At 61.5% G+C, this 15,838-nt stretch carries 17 protein-coding genes; 10 read left to right on the forward strand and 7 right to left on the reverse strand.

The annotated features are described in order from the left end of the window. Window positions 1-368 precede the first annotated feature (368 nt). Window positions 369-506: a hypothetical protein gene (locus C4J85_RS27545; protein WP_003237751.1), complete on the forward strand. Its 138-nt coding sequence runs from the start codon at window positions 369-371 to the stop codon at window positions 504-506. A gap of 73 nt (window positions 507-579) precedes the next feature. After that, window positions 580-1,539 (forward strand): leucyl aminopeptidase, encoded by a 960-nt coding sequence (locus C4J85_RS21115; RefSeq protein WP_124368134.1) that lies wholly within the window; start codon window positions 580-582, stop codon window positions 1,537-1,539. Window positions 1,540-1,737: 198 nt separating this feature from the next. On the opposite strand, the gene rluB is transcribed toward C4J85_RS21115, so the two are convergent. The 6 genes from rluB to C4J85_RS21145 all read right to left on the reverse strand — a co-directional run bounded on the left by rluB (window position 1,738) and on the right by C4J85_RS21145 (window position 6,657). Further along, window positions 1,738-2,949, reverse strand: coding sequence for a 23S rRNA pseudouridine(2605) synthase RluB (gene rluB, locus C4J85_RS21120; RefSeq protein ID WP_124368135.1), 1,212 nt, complete (start codon window positions 2,947-2,949; stop codon window positions 1,738-1,740). Between the two features lie 144 nt (window positions 2,950-3,093). Continuing rightward, window positions 3,094-3,285, reverse strand: a complete 192-nt coding sequence (locus C4J85_RS21125; protein WP_057723807.1) for a DUF1289 domain-containing protein — start codon at window positions 3,283-3,285, stop codon at window positions 3,094-3,096. 119 nt (window positions 3,286-3,404) lie between these two features. Beyond that, entirely contained in the window at window positions 3,405-4,319 is a 915-nt protein-coding gene (gene scpB / locus C4J85_RS21130) for an SMC-Scp complex subunit ScpB (RefSeq protein WP_124410637.1), read from the reverse strand. Between the two features lie 12 nt (window positions 4,320-4,331). Continuing rightward, window positions 4,332-5,030 carry a ScpA family protein gene (locus C4J85_RS21135; protein WP_177412781.1) on the reverse strand — a complete coding sequence of 233 codons (699 nt, stop codon included), beginning with the start codon at window positions 5,028-5,030 and terminating at the stop codon, window positions 4,332-4,334. A 120-nt stretch (window positions 5,031-5,150) separates the two neighbouring features. Further along, a complete protein-coding gene (locus C4J85_RS21140; protein WP_124364147.1) occupies window positions 5,151-5,780 on the reverse strand; it encodes an L-threonylcarbamoyladenylate synthase in 630 nt (209 codons plus the stop codon). Window positions 5,781-5,793: 13 nt separating this feature from the next. After that, complete coding sequence (locus C4J85_RS21145) at window positions 5,794-6,657, reverse strand: PHP domain-containing protein (protein WP_124408015.1); 864 nt, start codon at window positions 6,655-6,657, stop codon at window positions 5,794-5,796. Between the two features lie 87 nt (window positions 6,658-6,744). Between C4J85_RS21145 and C4J85_RS21150 the strand changes: the two genes are divergently transcribed. The 7 genes from C4J85_RS21150 to C4J85_RS21180 all read left to right on the forward strand — a co-directional run bounded on the left by C4J85_RS21150 (window position 6,745) and on the right by C4J85_RS21180 (window position 12,332). After that, window positions 6,745-7,341, forward strand: coding sequence for a septation protein A (locus tag C4J85_RS21150; protein WP_124410639.1), 597 nt, complete (start codon window positions 6,745-6,747; stop codon window positions 7,339-7,341). Window position 7,342: 1 nt separating this feature from the next. Continuing rightward, window positions 7,343-7,642 carry a YciI family protein gene (locus C4J85_RS21155; RefSeq protein ID WP_124364150.1) on the forward strand — a complete coding sequence of 100 codons (300 nt, stop codon included), beginning with the start codon at window positions 7,343-7,345 and terminating at the stop codon, window positions 7,640-7,642. A gap of 106 nt (window positions 7,643-7,748) precedes the next feature. After that, window positions 7,749-8,156: a translation initiation factor 2 gene (locus tag C4J85_RS21160; protein ID WP_124410640.1), complete on the forward strand. Its 408-nt coding sequence runs from the start codon at window positions 7,749-7,751 to the stop codon at window positions 8,154-8,156. A gap of 7 nt (window positions 8,157-8,163) precedes the next feature. Beyond that, complete coding sequence (locus tag C4J85_RS21165; protein ID WP_124364152.1) at window positions 8,164-8,841, forward strand: response regulator transcription factor; 678 nt, start codon at window positions 8,164-8,166, stop codon at window positions 8,839-8,841. A 228-nt stretch (window positions 8,842-9,069) separates the two neighbouring features. Further along, window positions 9,070-9,531, forward strand: a complete 462-nt coding sequence (locus C4J85_RS21170) for an LTXXQ domain protein (RefSeq protein WP_124371674.1) — start codon at window positions 9,070-9,072, stop codon at window positions 9,529-9,531. A gap of 67 nt (window positions 9,532-9,598) precedes the next feature. Next, window positions 9,599-10,942, forward strand: a complete 1,344-nt coding sequence (locus C4J85_RS21175; RefSeq protein WP_124368141.1) for a HAMP domain-containing sensor histidine kinase — start codon at window positions 9,599-9,601, stop codon at window positions 10,940-10,942. 40 nt (window positions 10,943-10,982) lie between these two features. Further along, window positions 10,983-12,332: a CoA transferase gene (locus tag C4J85_RS21180; RefSeq protein ID WP_124410641.1), complete on the forward strand. Its 1,350-nt coding sequence runs from the start codon at window positions 10,983-10,985 to the stop codon at window positions 12,330-12,332. Between the two features lie 233 nt (window positions 12,333-12,565). Here C4J85_RS21180 and arcD (C4J85_RS21190) read toward each other — a convergent pair whose 3' ends face one another. Beyond that, a complete protein-coding gene (arcD, locus tag C4J85_RS21190) occupies window positions 12,566-13,993 on the reverse strand; it encodes an arginine-ornithine antiporter (protein WP_124410642.1) in 1,428 nt (475 codons plus the stop codon). Window positions 13,994-14,392: 399 nt separating this feature from the next. Here arcD (C4J85_RS21190) and arcD (C4J85_RS21195) point away from each other — a divergent pair, with 399 nt between their 5' ends. After that, window positions 14,393-15,820: an arginine-ornithine antiporter gene (gene arcD, locus C4J85_RS21195; protein ID WP_124408018.1), complete on the forward strand. Its 1,428-nt coding sequence runs from the start codon at window positions 14,393-14,395 to the stop codon at window positions 15,818-15,820. Window positions 15,821-15,838: the final 18 nt, after the last annotated feature.

A 15,838-nucleotide genomic window follows, 5' to 3' on the forward strand; every position in this document is an offset into this window, starting at 1 on the left:
ACAGCTTCGGCACGCACCACGAACGTGCACCCGACAATCTGTCAGGTATTCCTTACAGGGGATTTGCACCCAAAGCGGGCAGGACGATAACGTAAACTTAACGTTACGCAGCGGAAAACTGGCTTTACGGTCAGGCTCAAATGACGGTTTACGGAAAATTGTCAGTCAGACTCGTCTGAAGAATCGGTTCAGCCAATCCGCTGTTTTACCTGAATAAAAAATAGCGTCAAAAAAACGGAAGAAAAAATCCAAATGAAACCGTGTCAATAAATATTTTGCATTTTGAAACACTCTCTCCTAGGTTCTCTTCACTTGCCTGCGAGCCGCTGGCAAGCCGTTCTCAAACAACGTCCTCTAGGAGATACACCATGCAAGCACTGGAAAAAGACCTGGAAACTGAACTGCAACTTGACGATTGGTTTGAAGCGCCGACCCATGAGGCCGCCGTTGAAATGATGCAAGCTGATGCCGTTGTGCCATTTGGCACCGCGATGTGGCCTTTCTAACACCCGGCAGGCATCCGGCAGGTGTCGTGCACGGCACCTGCCCCCTTACCCAAGGCACAGAAGGACACTCGTCATGGACAAGGCCCGCGCTGTCGAACATTTTCTCTACTATCTCGCTCACCACCCGGCCCTTCAGGGCGTGAACCGCCCTACCGTGCTGCTGGGCCATACCGAACGCTACGACGCCATCGCCCAGGCAATCACCCAGGGCAGCGCCGCCCGTTTCAATTTCCAGGTGCAGCGCCTGGACCTGAGCGCCAGCGAAACCCTGGCCCAGGCCATCGAAGCCTGCGACCTGTACCTGTTTCTCTACGATTCCTCGACCCTGCCCAACCCGCGTGCCGAAGGCCCGGACTTCATCCGCGCGTTGCACGGCGTCATGGCCGAACATTGGAAAAAGTCGCTGCTGTTCAAGGACTACGGCGACTATTTCTACGACACTTTCAGCGTCGAACCGCAGCGCATCGCCGACCTCAACGCCACGTTGATCCGGCGCATGTCCGAGGCCAGCGTGCTGAGCTTCACCGACAAGCACGGCTCACGCCTTGAAGCACCAATGAGCAGCATCAAGAAGTGGACCAATATCAACGGCGTCGGCAACCACGACCTGGCCCCTGGCGAGATTGCCACCCACAGCGAAGCCATCAACGGGCAAGTGCGGTTTGTCGGCACCTTTCTCAGCACCATCCCTTTTGCGCGCAAATACGGCGTGCTGGAGTCACCCCTGGAACTGTGGATCGAGAACTCCACCATCTGCAGCGTGGCCAGCGACGTGCCGGGGCTGGCGGATGACTTCAACAAGTACCTGAATGCCAACCCGTCCAACCGCCGTGTGGAGGAATTGGGGATTGGCACCAATGAAGGCGTGAAGGATTTGTATGCGCGCAACGCAGGTTTTGAGGAGCGCCATTGCGGCTTGCACCTGGGGTTGGGTGGCGGGCAGAAAGGCAGCCATCACCTGGACTTGATCTTTGCCAGCGGCGTGTTGGCGCTGGATGACAAGCCGGTGTTTGATGGAACGTTTGCGTTCTGAACACCGGTCTCGAAAACACTGGAGACCCAAATGTGGGAGGGGGCTTGCTCCCGATTGCGGTGGTTCAGCCGATGCTTATGCAAGCTGATACACCGCTATCGGGAGCAAGCCCCCTCCCACAATTGAGCGCATTTCAAATTTGAATCAAAAAAAACGCCAACCCGAAGGTTGGCGTTTTTTTGTGCAGCGCTTAAGACATCACTGCGGCTTCTTGCGACCAAACCCAGGACGCTGACCGGAACCGGCCGGCGCGCCACGGCGCTTGCCCGACGGCTCGTCCGCTACCAGTTTCGGGCCAGGGCGCTTGTTAGCCGCAGGCTTGGCTGGACGCTTGGTGCTGGCGTTGTCAGCGGGGCGCTCCGCTTCACCACGGTTGCTGCGGCCACCCGTCGGCGCTGGGCGCGGCGTACGTGGCGCGCGGTCACCTTCCTGACGCGATGGCGCGGTTGGACGACGCTCACCTTCGATCTGCGGCTCACGCGAGATGCGACCACCAGTGGCCGGAGCGTTCAACGCCGGGCGCACGGTGCGCGCAACACGTTCGGTACGGGCCACCGGGCGCGACGACTTACGCTGCATACGCTCAAGCTTGTCTTTGCTCTTGGCGTTCATCTGCGGCATGGCCACCGGCGTCAGGCCAACTTCGGCACTGAGGATGTCGACTTCGTACTGGCTCATTTCGCGCCAGCGGCCCATCGGCAGGTCGGAGTTCAGGAACACCGGGCCGAAACGCACGCGCTTCAGGCGGCTGACCACCAGGCCCTGGGATTCCCACAGGCGACGCACTTCGCGGTTACGGCCTTCCATCACCACGCAGTGGTACCAGTGGTTGAACCCTTCGCCACCTGGCGCCTGCTTGATGTCGGTGAACTTGGCTGGGCCGTCTTCCAGCACCACGCCGGCCTTGAGGCGTTCGATCATCTCGTCATCGACTTCACCGCGCACACGCACGGCGTATTCACGGTCCATCTCGTAGGACGGGTGCATCAGGCGGTTGGCCAACTCACCGTCGGTGGTGAACATCAGCAGGCCCGTGGTGTTGATGTCGAGGCGACCGATGTTGATCCAGCGGCCCTCTTTGGGCTTGGGCATCTTGTCGAACACGGTCGGACGGCCTTCCGGGTCATCACGGGTGCAGATCTCGCCATCGGGCTTGTTGTACATGATCACGCGGCGTACCGATTCGGCCGCCTCTTCACGCTTGATGACCTTGCCATCGATGGTGATTGCATCGTGCAGGTCGACGCGCTGGCCAAGGGTAGCCTCGACGCCGTTGACCTTGATGCGCTTCTGGGTGATCCAGGCTTCGACATCGCGGCGCGAGCCCACGCCGATACGCGCCAGCACCTTTTGCAGTTTTTCGCCTGCTGGGCCGATTTCCTGGCTGTCGTTCTGGTCTTTGTCGTTCATCTTAAGCACCTCCCGGTGGGTCGATTCAGGCGTTGCCTGAAGAGTGTTGAAAGCGGGGCTTTGGCCGAATAGCTCGGCAAAGGGTCGCGAATCATACGCGCATGCCGCGCGTTGCGCATCAGAGACTAGCCGATCCAGGCACAATCATTTGCTTTTCCGCCGGCCGGTGGCACCCAGGGCCAGCAGGCGCAGCTCGGCTTCGGCCAGCACCGTGCGCTTGTCGACTTTGTCGAGTTTTTTCCAGGCACGGATTTCGCGCTTGCTGCGGCCACAGCCGACGCAGATGTCGTCGTTGAACTTGCAGATGCTGATGCAGGGGTCTTTGGTGGAAGTCATCGCTAAGGCTCTCGTTCCCACGCTTCGCGTGGTAATGCATCCCGTGACGCTCCGCGTCACAGCGGACGCGGAGCGTCCAAGGCGACATTCCCACGCGGAGCGCGGGAACGATCATTGCGTCAGTCTTCGAATTGGCGGCGTTCGTTTTCGATGGCCTCGGCCAGCGCCCGGGCTTCGTCTTCCTCATCGCTCAACGGCGGCTGTTCGAGGGCGGCGACGGCGGCCAGCAGTTTTTCCCGGGCATCGGCAACACCGAGGATGTCTGCTTCGACGTCAGGCTCGGGCTCAACGTTCACCTGAATCTCAGGCTCGACGGCGCCATCGCGCAGCACATCATCAAAATCGGTCTTGATGCCCTGCTCCATGTCGTCCAGTTCCAACAGCAACGTATGGAAACTGGTTTCGTCTTTCGGCTCTTCCGGCTCGGCGCTGGCGTCGGCCAGTTCCTGCAAGCTGGCCGGTACCGGCGCGTCGTCGAAGTCGAGCACCGGTTCGGCTTCCATCTCGCGCAGTTCGGCCAAGGGCGGCAGGTCGTCGAGGTTTTTCAGGTTGAAGTGGTCGAGGAACACCTTGGTGGTGGCGAACATCGCCGGTTTGCCGGGCACGTCACGGTAGCCGACGATGCGGATCCACTCGCGCTCCAGCAACGTCTTGACGATATGGCTGTTGACCGCCACGCCCCGCACATCTTCGATCTCGCCCCGAGTGATCGGCTGGCGATAGGCGATCAACGCCATGGTCTCCAGCATCGCCCGTGAGTAACGCTGCGGGCGTTCTTCCCACAAGCGCCCCACCCAAGGGGAAAATTTCTCGCGGATCTGCAGGCGATAACCCGACGCCACTTCACGCAATTCAAAGGCGCGACCGTCGCAGGACTTGCGCAGGATCTCCAACGCCTTCTTGAACACCGGCGGTTCGGGACGTTCGGCCTCTTCAAAGAGTTCGAACAGGCGCTCCAAAGATTGCGGCTTGCCCGAGGCCAAGAGAAAAGCTTCCAGCAAGGGTGCCAGTTCGCGGGGTTCAGTCAGATTCATCGATTCAGCTCGTTATTCGGCTCGCGCCCGCACATGGATAGCCGCAAACGGCTCATTCTGGACCAGCTCGACCAAGGACTCCTTGACCAGCTCCAGGATCGCCATGAAGGTCACCACCACGCCCAGGCGCCCTTCCTCTGCGGTGAACAGCTCGACAAACGGCACAAACCCGCCGCCCTTGAGACGCTCCAGCACATCGCTCATGCGCTCGCGGGTGGACAGGGCTTCGCGGCTGACCTGGTGGCTTTCGAACATATCGCCACGGCGCAGCACCTCGGCCATGGACATCAGCAATTCTTCCAGGCTCACGTCGGGCAACAGTTTGCGCGCGCGGGCTTCCGGGGCATCCAGCTTGGGCACCACCACATCGCGCCCTACGCGGCTCAAACCGTCGATCCCTTCGGCGGCCGCCTTGAAGCGCTCGTATTCCTGCAGGCGCCGGATCAGTTCGGCGCGCGGGTCATCTTCTTCGGCCTCGACCGTCTCTGCGCGCGGCAGCAGCATGCGCGACTTGATCTCGGCGAGCATGGCGGCCATCACCAGATACTCGGCGGCCAGCTCCAGGCGCACCGACTGCATCAATTCGACATAGCCCATGTACTGCCGGGTGATTTCCGCCACGGGAATATCGAGGATGTTGATGTTCTGTTTGCGGATCAGGTACAGCAGCAGGTCCAGCGGGCCTTCGAAGGCTTCAAGGAAGACTTCCAGGGCGTCCGGCGGGATGTACAGGTCCAGGGGCATTTCCAGGACCGCCTGGCCATAGACCATCGCGAAGGGCAGTTCCTGCTGGGCCCCCGCCTGGAAATCGACGGTTTCCACGACCGACATTCAGGCCTCGACCATGAACGGCGTCGGGTCGCCGCACCCTACACGCACCACTTGCGGCTCGCCATCGGCCAGGTTGATCACGGTGGAGGCTTTGTTGCCGCCGTAGCCACCGTCGATGATCAAGTCGACATGTTTCTCCAACAGGCGGCGCATTTCGTAAGGGTCATACAGCGGCTCGGTTTCGCCGGGCAGGATCAGCGACACGCTCATCAGCGGCTCGCCCAGTTCGGCCAGCAGCGCCAGGGCGATCGGGTGCTCCGGCACGCGCAGGCCGATGGTGCGTTTTTTCGGGTGCAGCAACAGGCGCGGCACTTCGCGGGTGGCGTTGAGAATGAAGGTGTACGGCCCTGGCGTATGGGCCTTGAGCAAGCGGAAGGTGCCGGTGTCGACCTTGGCGAACAGCCCGAGCTGGGACAAGTCGCTGCAGATCAGCGCAAAGTTGTGCTTGTCATCCAGTTGGCGCAGACGTCTTACGCGCTCGACCGCACCCTTGTCGCCGATCTGGCAACCGATGGCGTAGGACGAATCAGTTGGATAGATCACCACGCCGCCGGCGCGAATGATTTCCACGGCCTGTTTGATCAGGCGCGCCTGGGGGTTTTCCGGATGAATCTGGAAGAATTGACTCACGAGCTCTACCTGTTCAGACGGTGGCAATAATGGGGTCATGCTTGAATCGCCCCCACAACAGCGGCAGGTCTTGCGGAACCTGGCGATACTCGCCGATCTCGGACCAGCCACCTGGGCCATGAAAATCACTGCCGGCACTGACCAGCAGACCAAATTCGCGGGCAAGGATCGCCAGGCTGCCGACCTGCTCGGCGGGTTGATGCCCGTTGACCACTTCAATCGCGTGGCCGCCCGCTCCAATATAGTCACTGATCAGCTTGCGGCGCTTGCTGCGGGTGAAATCGTAATGCCAGGGATGCGCCAGGCTGACCCAGGCCCCGGCGGCTCGCAGGGTCTCGACGGTGTCCTCCAGGGTCGGCCAATGTTGCTTCACATCGCCCAACTTGCCCGCGCCCAACCATTTACGGAAGGCTTCGGCGCGGTCCTTGACGAAACCTGCTTGCACCATCCAGTCGGCGAAGTGCGGACGGGCCGGTGCATTACCGCTGTCGCCCAACGCCTGCTGGATAGCCCGAGCGCCGTCGAGGGCGCCAGGCATGCCTTTGAGGCTGAGCTTGCGGCTTATTTCTTCGGACCGCAGCCAGCGGCCATCGTGCAATCGGGCGATGGCCGCCACCAGGGCCGGGGCGTCTTGCTCGAAACCGTAGCCGAGCACATGAATGGTGGCGCCGCCCCAGGTGCAGGACAATTCCACGCCGTTGACCAGCTGCATGCCCAAGGCCTGGGCCGCCGCGCGGGCCTCATCGAGGCCTTCGAGGGTGTCGTGGTCGGTCAACGCGAGGACTCGCACGCCTTTTTCAAACGCACGCGCAACCAGTACCGCAGGCGCCAGGGCGCCGTCGGAGGCCGTGCTGTGGCAGTGCAAATCAACATTCACGGGAGTGTGTAACCTCAAGTCAGCTGGCGCTATCGCAACCAAGGATGTTTGTTATTATGCCGCCACATCCAGCTTCTGGCTCTTACTGTGAAACAATTCATCGACTTCATCCCGCTGTTGCTGTTTTTCATCGTTACCAAACTCGACCCCAGGGTCATCGACATCGCCGGTCACGAACTCTCGTTCGGCGGCATCTACAGCGCCACCGCCGTGCTGATCATCAGCTCCATCGTGGTGTACGGCGCCATCTTCATCTCCCAGCGCAAGCTGGAAAAAAGCCAATGGCTGACCCTCATCGCCTGCCTGGTGTTCGGCGGCCTGACCCTGGCCTTCCACAGCGAAACCTTCCTCAAATGGAAAGCCCCGGTGGTCAACTGGCTGTTCGCCCTGGTGTTCATCGGCAGCCACTTCATTGGTGATCGCCTGCTGATCAAGCGGATCATGGGCCACGCGCTGAGCCTGCCGGACCCGATCTGGGTGCGCCTGAACGTGGCCTGGATCGTGTTTTTCATCTTCTGCGGTGCCGCCAACCTGTTCGTGGCCTTCACCTTTCAGGAATACTGGGTCGACTTCAAGGTGTTCGGCAGCCTGGCCATGACCCTGCTGTTCCTGGTCGGCCAAGGTATCTACCTGTCGCGTCACCTGCATGACTCTGCCGCCACCACGCCGAAAACCGAGGACTGACATGCTCTACGCCATCATTGCCACCGATGTTGCCAACTCGCTGGAAAAACGCCTGAGCGTGCGCCCGGCCCACGTCGAGCGCCTCAAGCAGCTGCAAACCGAAGGCCGCATCGTACTGGCCGGCCCGCACCCGGCCACCGACAGCAACGAGCCGGGCGAAGCGGGTTTCACCGGCAGCCTGATCGTTGCCGAGTTCGCTTCCCTGGCCGATGCCCAGGCATGGGCCAAGGCTGATCCTTATGTGGCGGCGGGCGTCTACGCGGATGTCGTGATCAAGCCGTTCAAGCAAGTCCTGCCTTGAGCCCGGTGGCGCCGGGCCAAAACGCTTCGGCGCCATCCCAATGGCTCATCATTCCCGGTAACCTGCCGACAACGTTCTGAATATCCGTGTGGAATCAGGAGTTCCGATGCGCTTACGTCAGTTGTGTCTGTTGGCAGTGTTAACGATCGGGGCGACGGCCCACGCTGAAGAGTCCTCGAGCAGCGGCAGCTCCACGCCGCTGTCCTTGAGTGCCGGCAGCCAGATCACCGAATTGCAGCAACGCTTGAAAGAAAGCGAAGGGCTACGCGAAGCGCTGAGCAAGCAACTGCAAGGCACGCAGGCTACCCGTGAAAGCGCGCAACTGAGTCGTTTGCGCCAGGAGAACCAACGCCTGGCCCAGCAACTCAAAGAGACACAAGGCGGTGCCTTGACCCGATGGCTGACCGAGCAGCAGCAATGGTTTGTCACCGGCGCGGGCGTCGCCCTGATCGCCTTGCTGTGCGGCATCTTTGCCAGCGGTGGGCACCGTCGTCGTCGACAATGGCTAAATTGAGTGAGTCATGAGCGAGCTGTTACTGATAGATGATGACCAGGAGCTCTGTGAGCTGCTGACCAGTTGGCTGAGCCAGGAAGGTTTCCAGGTACGCGCCTGCCACGACGGCTCCAGTGCCCGCAAGGCCTTGGCCGAAACCGCCCCGGCGGCGGTGGTGCTCGACGTGATGCTGCCCGACGGCAGCGGCCTGGAGTTGCTCAAGCAACTGCGCAACGACCACCCGGAATTGCCGGTGCTGATGCTCTCGGCCCGGGGCGAACCCCTGGACCGCATCCTCGGCCTGGAACTGGGCGCCGACGATTACCTGGCCAAGCCTTGCGATCCGCGCGAACTCACCGCTCGCTTGCGTGCCGTGCTGCGCCGCAGTCATCCGGCAGCCGTGTCGACCCAACTGGAACTGGGGGACTTGTGCTTCAGCCCGGTGCGCGGCGTGGTCAGCATCGACGCACAGGAATTTACCCTGACCGTCTCCGAAAGCCGCCTGCTCGAAGCCTTGCTGCGCCAGCCCGGCGAACCGCTGGATAAACAGGAACTGGCGCAAATCGCCCTGGGCCGCAAGTTGACCCTGTACGATCGCAGCCTGGACATGCACGTCAGCAACCTGCGAAAGAAAATCGGCCCACACCCGGACGGCCGTCCGCGGATCGTGGCGCTGCGCAGCCGTGGTTACTACTACGCCCCTTGAATAATCGTTCCCATGCTCCGCGTGGGAACGCCGCCCGGACGCTCTGCGTCCGCCTTGCGCTTGGGTGACGCGGAGCATCACGGGATGCATTCCCACGCAGAGCGTGGGAACGATCGGGGCCGCCGCCTCACCCTTACCAAACCTTTACCCTCCGCTGACGGCCGCTGACCTTGTCCTGGGTAATCTACTCACATCCGGACTCACCGGAATAGAGACAGGAGAATCCCCATGCGCAAGACCCTTATCGCTTTGATGTTCGCCGCTGCACTGCCTACCGTCGCCATGGCCGCCATGCCGGAAGGTCCAGGCCCGATGGGCGGCCCGGAAGGCCACATGATGGGTGGCCCAGGCCACGGTGAACACGGCCCGCGTGGTAAAGGTGGCCCGTTCAGCCAGTTGGATTTGAGCAAGGAACAACGCGAGCAGATTCGCAAGCTGATGGGTGACCAATGGCACGCTCGCAAAGACCTGACCCAAAAGTACCTGGCCAAACTGCCCGCCGCTGACCAGAAAGCCATGCAGGACGAGATCGCCGCCGGCAAGCAGAAAACCCAGGCCGACATCCGCGCCGTGCTCAAACCCGACCAGCAGAAGAAGTTCGACGAGATCGTCAAGCAGCAAGAGCAGCGTCGTGCCGAATGGAAAGAATTCCAGGCCTGGAAAGCGCAACAACCGCAAAAAGCGCAATAATGCCCTCGCGTTAATGCTCCCAGCCCAGTGGCCCCGCCACTGGGCTTTTCCTATTTGAGGGTTTCCCGTGCGTTCATTGTTCTGGCGCATCCTGGCAAGTTTCTGGCTGGCCATCGCCCTGGTTGCCGGATTGTCGATCCTGCTTGGGCATATGCTGAACCAGGACGCCTGGATTCTCAGCCGTCACCCCGGCCTCAACAACCTGGCGCAAGAGTGGACGCAACTCTACGAAGCCCAAGGCGAAGACGCTGCCCAGGAGTTGCTGCAGCAACGCAAACGCCAGTATCACATTGACGTGCAAGTGCTGAACGAAGGCGGCGAGCCGGTGGTACGCGGCACCTTCCCGCGCCGCGCCGCGGCCTTCGAAGCCCGGCAGAATGACAGCCAGGACGGCCACCTGCCCTGGCGGCGCCTGACCGCCGAGTACACCAGCGAAAAAACCGGCGACACTTACCTGCTGATTTACCGCATTCCGCACCCGGAACTCGATGCCTGGCACCGCAGCAGCCTGCTGTGGCCGTTCAGCGCCCTGGCCATTGCCCTGGTGGTGCTGACCCTGTTCAGCCTGTTGGTGACATTGTCCATCACCCGTCCGCTGAGCCGACTGCGCGGCGCGGTGCATGACCTGGGCCAAGCCACGTACCAGCAGAACAGCCTGGCGCAATTGGCCAACCGCCGCGATGAATTCGGCGTGCTGGCCACCGATTTCAACCGCATGGGCGCACGCCTGCAAAGCCTGATCGCCAGCCAGCGCCAACTGCTGCGCGACGTTTCCCACGAACTGCGTTCGCCCCTGGCCCGCTTGCGTATCGCCCTGGCCCTGGCCGAGCGCGCCAGCCCCGAAGAACGGGAAAAACTGTGGCCGCGCCTGACCCGCGAATGCGACCGCCTGGAAGCCCTGATCAGTGAGATCCTGGTACTGGCCCGGGTGGATGCCGACAACGCCAGCGCCGAAGAGGTCGACCTCAACCTGTTGCTCCAGACGCTGCAAAAGGACGCCCAGCTCAGCGCGCCCGAGCAAGCCGTGCAACTGAGCACTGAACCCGACCTGCACCTCAAAGGCTGGCCGACCATGATCGAACGCGCCGTGGATAACCTGCTGCGCAATGCCCAGCGTTTCAACCCGGCCGGCCAGCCCATCGAGCTGCAGGCACAGCAGCGCGGCGAGCGCATTTTGATCAGCGTGCGCGACCATGGGCCCGGCGTTGAGGCCGAGCACCTGAGCCAACTGGGCGAGCCGTTCTACCGCGCCCCGGGCCAGACAGCGCAAGGTCACGGCCTGGGCCTGGCGATCGCCCGTCGCGCCGCCGAACGCCATGGCGGCAACCTGATCCTGGCCAATCATGCCGACGGCGGCTTTGTCGCCAGTATCGAACTGCCGTTGGTGCCGGGGGTTGTCACACCGGCCTGACGATCTTCTATAGTGGCCCTTCTCTCACGGAGGGCCTTAGATGACTGACCTGCTGACACCCATCCAAGCGGCACTCGATCTACCGCACACCCCGCTGCCTCTGAACGAGCCCGGCGCCCTGCCCTCGGCCTTCGCCGTGACTGACCTGGCCGCCGCCAGCATCGGCGCCGCCGGCCAGGCCGTCGCCGAGCTTATCCGGCAACAGACCGCGCGCTTGCCAAGCGTCAGCGTGGACCGTCGCCTCGCCTCATTCTGGTTTGCCTCATCGATTCGCCCGCTGGGTTGGCAGGTGCCCCCGCTGTGGGACCCGATAGCCGGTGACTACGCCAGCGCCGACGGCTGGATTCGCTTGCACACCAATGCGCCTCATCACCGCGCGGCGGCCGAACGGGTGTTGGGCAGGGTCACTGAGCGTACGCAAATGGCGCGTCACGTTGCCAAATGGAACGCGGCTGAACTGGAACAGGCGATTGTCGACGCGGGCGGTTGCGCGGCGCAGATGCGTTCGTGGCACGCCTGGCAGCAGCATCCACAGGGCTTGGCCGTGAATACCGAAGAGCTGATACAGCGCCAGGTCTTCGAAAGCGGCACCGACAAACCCTGGCTCGGTTCGCCTGCGCGCCCACTGGCCGGCATCAAGGTACTGGACTTGACCCGCGTATTGGCCGGCCCCGTTGCCAGTCGTTTTCTCGCGGGTTTGGGTGCGGATGTATTGCGCATCGACTCGCCGACCTGGGACGAGCCCGGCGTGGTGCCGGAAATGACCCTGGGCAAGCGCTGCGCGCGGCTGGATCTGAAAAGCCCCGAAGGCAGGCAGGTATTCGAAGCGTTGCTCAAGGACGCCGATATGTTGTTCCACGGTTACCGCGCCGATGCGTTAGAGCAGTTGGGCTATTCGGTCGACGCACTGCAACGCATCGCGCCGGGCCTTATCGACGTCAGCCTCAACGCCTATGGCTGGAGTGGCCCGTGGCGTAACCGTCGCGGCTTCGACAGCCTGGTGCAGATGAGCAGCGGCATTGCCGATGCGGGCATGGCCTGGAAGCACGCGGATAAACCGCTGCCGTTGCCCGTGCAGGCGCTGGATCACGCCACCGGGTACCTGATGGCCGCCAGTGCGATCCGGGCCTTGACCGAGCGCCTGGCCTGCGGCCGGGGTGGGTCGGCGCGCTTGTCATTGGCACGCACGGCGAAACTGCTGGTGGATGCAGGGCAAGTGCCGGAGCAACCGCCGCTGCGGGCCGAAGATACGCGCGATCAAGGCCTGGTGGTTGAGCAGACTGCCTGGGGCCAGGCCCACCGGTTGCTGGCGCCGCTGAGTATCAGCGGCGCACCGCTGCAGTGGGATTTGCCCGCTGGCGAACTGGGGGCGCACCGGCCTCAGTGGTGACGGGAAGAGCGCCATCGGAGGCAAGCCCTAATGCCAGTCAGTTAAGCGTACACCGCCGTCTGTAGGAGCGAGCTTGCTCGCGAAAAGCGTCAACGATAACGCGTGCTTTCTGAATGAACGCGGTGCCTGTGAGTTTTTCGCGAGCAAGGGCTAGCCGCCCGCCTCGTTCCTACAAAAAGCCTTAACTGACTGGCATTAGGGCAAGCCCCCGATGAGGCCCGCACAGCCTGTCCTCACAACGACAACACCCCGCTATACAGCCCATGAGCCGCCAAGCCGGCCCCTGCAACCACGCACCCGAAAATGCCTTTTTCCACAACGGTGAACAACCGCTGGCCCTGCTCTCGCTTGGCCTGGGCGAACAGGATCACCCCGGGCGCATACAGCAGCGCCGACAGCAGCAGGTATTTCAGGCCGCCCGCATACAGCAGCCATACGGCGTAAACCAGGGCAATCAGGCCCACCAGCAAGTCCTTCATTCGCCGACGCTGGGCGCCTTCGTAGGTTTCGCCGCGCCCGCTCAACAGCACCGCATAGGCCGCCGACCACAGGTAGGGCACCAGAATCATCGACGAAGCCAGGTAAATCAGGGTGGTGTAGGTGCTGGCGGAAAACAGCGTGATCACCAGGAACGCCTGGATCATCAGGTTGGTCAGCCACAGGGCGTTGACCGGCACCTGGTTGGCGTTTTCCTTCTTCAGGAATGCCGGCATGGTCTTGTCCTGGGCGGTGGCGTAGAGGATTTCCGCACACAGCAGCGCCCAGGACAACAGCGCGCCCAGCAGCGACACCGCCAGGCCGAGGCTGATCAATATCGCGCCCCAGCGCCCGACGATATGCTCCAGCACCCCGGCCAGGGACGGGTTTTGCAATTGCGCCAGTTCCGGCTGGCTCATGATCCCCAGGGACAGCACATTCACCAGCACCAGCAGCGCGAGCACGCCGAGAAAACCGATCACGGTGGCCCGGCCCACGTCCGCGCGCTTCTCGGCCCGCGCCGAGTAAACGCTGGCACCTTCGATGCCGATAAACACAAACACCGTGACCAGCATCATGTGGCGCACCTGGTCCGTCACACTGCCCATTTGCGGGTTGCCCAGGCCCCAGATATCGCGGCTGAAGATATCCGCCTTGAACGCCACGGCGGCAATCACGATAAACATCAGCAGCGGCACGATCTTCGCCACGGTGGTCACCAGGTTGATGAACGCCGCTTCCTTGATCCCGCGCATCACTAGAAAATGCACAGCCCACAGCAACAGCGACGCACAGCCGATGGCCAGCGGCGTGTTGCCCTCGCCAAACGCCGGAAAAAAGTAACCGAGGGTGCTGAACAGCAGCACGAAGTAACCCACATTGCCCATCCACGCACTGATCCAGTAACCCCAGGCCGAGGAGAACCCCATGTAGTCGCCAAACCCGGCCTTGGCGTAGGCATACACGCCAGAGTCCAGTTCCGGCTTGCGGTTGGCCAGGGTCTGGAACACGAAGGCCAGGGTCAGCATGCCCACCGCCGTGATTCCCCAGCCGATCAACACCGCGCCCGCGCCAGCGCGTGCAGCCATGTTCTGCGGCAGTGAGAAGATGCCACCGCCAATCATCGACCCCACCACCAGGGCGATCAGGGCACTGAGCCGAAGTTTCTGTGCAGGGTGGGACATGACGATTCCTTGATTTAAATTTTTCAGCTGACAGCTGCGCACTCAACTAATTCAGTTTAATGAACATAGCCTTCATAACATAAGGGCATGTAATAACAGGAACTTTAGGCGTATTTATAATTTAAATAAGTGCGGCATAAACCAGTCGTCAGACCTTATTCAAAAAGTTTGCACATTGGCGAATACGAACTAGCGTCATACATCCATGACCACCAAATGATTAACCAGGAAGGAGGAAGCGCTCTGCAAAGCGCCTCTTCGGGATTCTCATCGCCCGCGAACCTTCATCTTAAGTCATTAATTCACAATGGAATGTGCCGATGATGTGATCTAAGTCAGCTGTTTGATTAGCCCACGGAATTATTCTGTGATCTCTCTCTCCTGCATTGGAGTCACACAATGTCTGATTCACCCGGAAAACTTAGGCTTGGCGCGTTGGTGGCGCTGGTCGTGGGCTCGATGATTGGCGGCGGGATCTTCTCACTGCCGCAAAACATGGCCGCCAGTGCCGATGTGGGCGCGGTGTTGATTGGCTGGGTAATTACCGCCGTCGGCATGCTGACCCTCGCATTCGTGTTCCAGACTCTCGCTAACCGCAAGCCGGACCTCGACGGCGGTGTCTACGCCTACGCCAAGGCCGGTTTCGGCGACTACATGGGTTTCTCCTCGGCCTGGGGTTACTGGATCAGTGCCTGGCTGGGCAACGTCGGTTACTTCGTGCTGCTGTTCAGCACCCTCGGCTATTTTTTCCCGATCTTCGGCGAGGGCAACACCCCGGCCGCCGTGATTGGCGCCTCGCTGTTGCTGTGGGCCGTGCATTTTCTGGTGCTGCGCGGGATCAAGGAAGCGGCGTTCATCAACCTGGTGACCACCGTCGCCAAAGTGGTGCCACTGGTGCTGTTCGTATTGATCGCGCTGTTCGCGTTCAAGCTGGACATCTTCACCGCTGACATCTGGGGCGTGAAAAATCCGGACCTGGGCAGCGTGATGAACCAGGTGCGCAACATGATGCTGGTCACCGTGTGGGTGTTCATCGGTATCGAAGGCGCGAGCATCTTCTCGTCCCGGGCGGAGAAACGCTCCGATGTGGGCAAGGCCACGGTGATTGGCTTTATTACCGTGCTGCTGTTTTTGATGCTGGTGAACGTGCTGTCCCTGGGGATCATGACCCAGCCGGAACTGGCTAAGCTGCAGAACCCATCGATGGCCGCCGTGCTGGAGCATGTGGTGGGCCACTGGGGCGCGGTGTTGATCAGTGTCGGCTTGATCATTTCGCTGCTGGGGGCACTGCTGTCGTGGGTGTTGCTGTGCGCGGAGATCATGTTCGCCGCCGCCAAGGACCACACCATGCCAGCTTTCCTGCGCAAGGAAAACGCCAACCACGTGCCGGTCAATGCCCTGTGGCTGACCAACGCGATGGTGCAAGTGTTCCTGGTGATCACGCTGTTTTCCGCCAGCACTTACCTGTCGCTGATCTATCTTGCCACCTCGATGATCCTGGTGCCGTACCTGTGGTCGGCGGCGTATGCGCTGTTGCTGGCGGTGCGCGGCGAGACTTACGAAAACGCCCTCAAAGAACGCAAGAAAGACCTGTTCATCGGCGCCGTCGCCCTGATCTACGCGATCTGGCTGCTCTACGCCGGCGGCACCAAATACCTGCTGCTGTCCGCCCTGCTCTACGCCCCCGGCGCGATCCTGTTCGCCAAGGCCAAGCGTGAACTGGGCAAACCGATATTCACCAACGTCGAGAAGCTGATTTTCGCCGCAGTGATCGTTGGCGCCCTGGTGGCTGCCTATGGCCTCTACGACGGCTTCCTGACGCTGTAATTGCATGTCCACTGGAGG

The organism is Pseudomonas sp. R4-34-07 (genome assembly GCF_003852375.1).
Taxonomy (GTDB): Bacteria; Pseudomonadota; Gammaproteobacteria; order Pseudomonadales; family Pseudomonadaceae; genus Aquipseudomonas.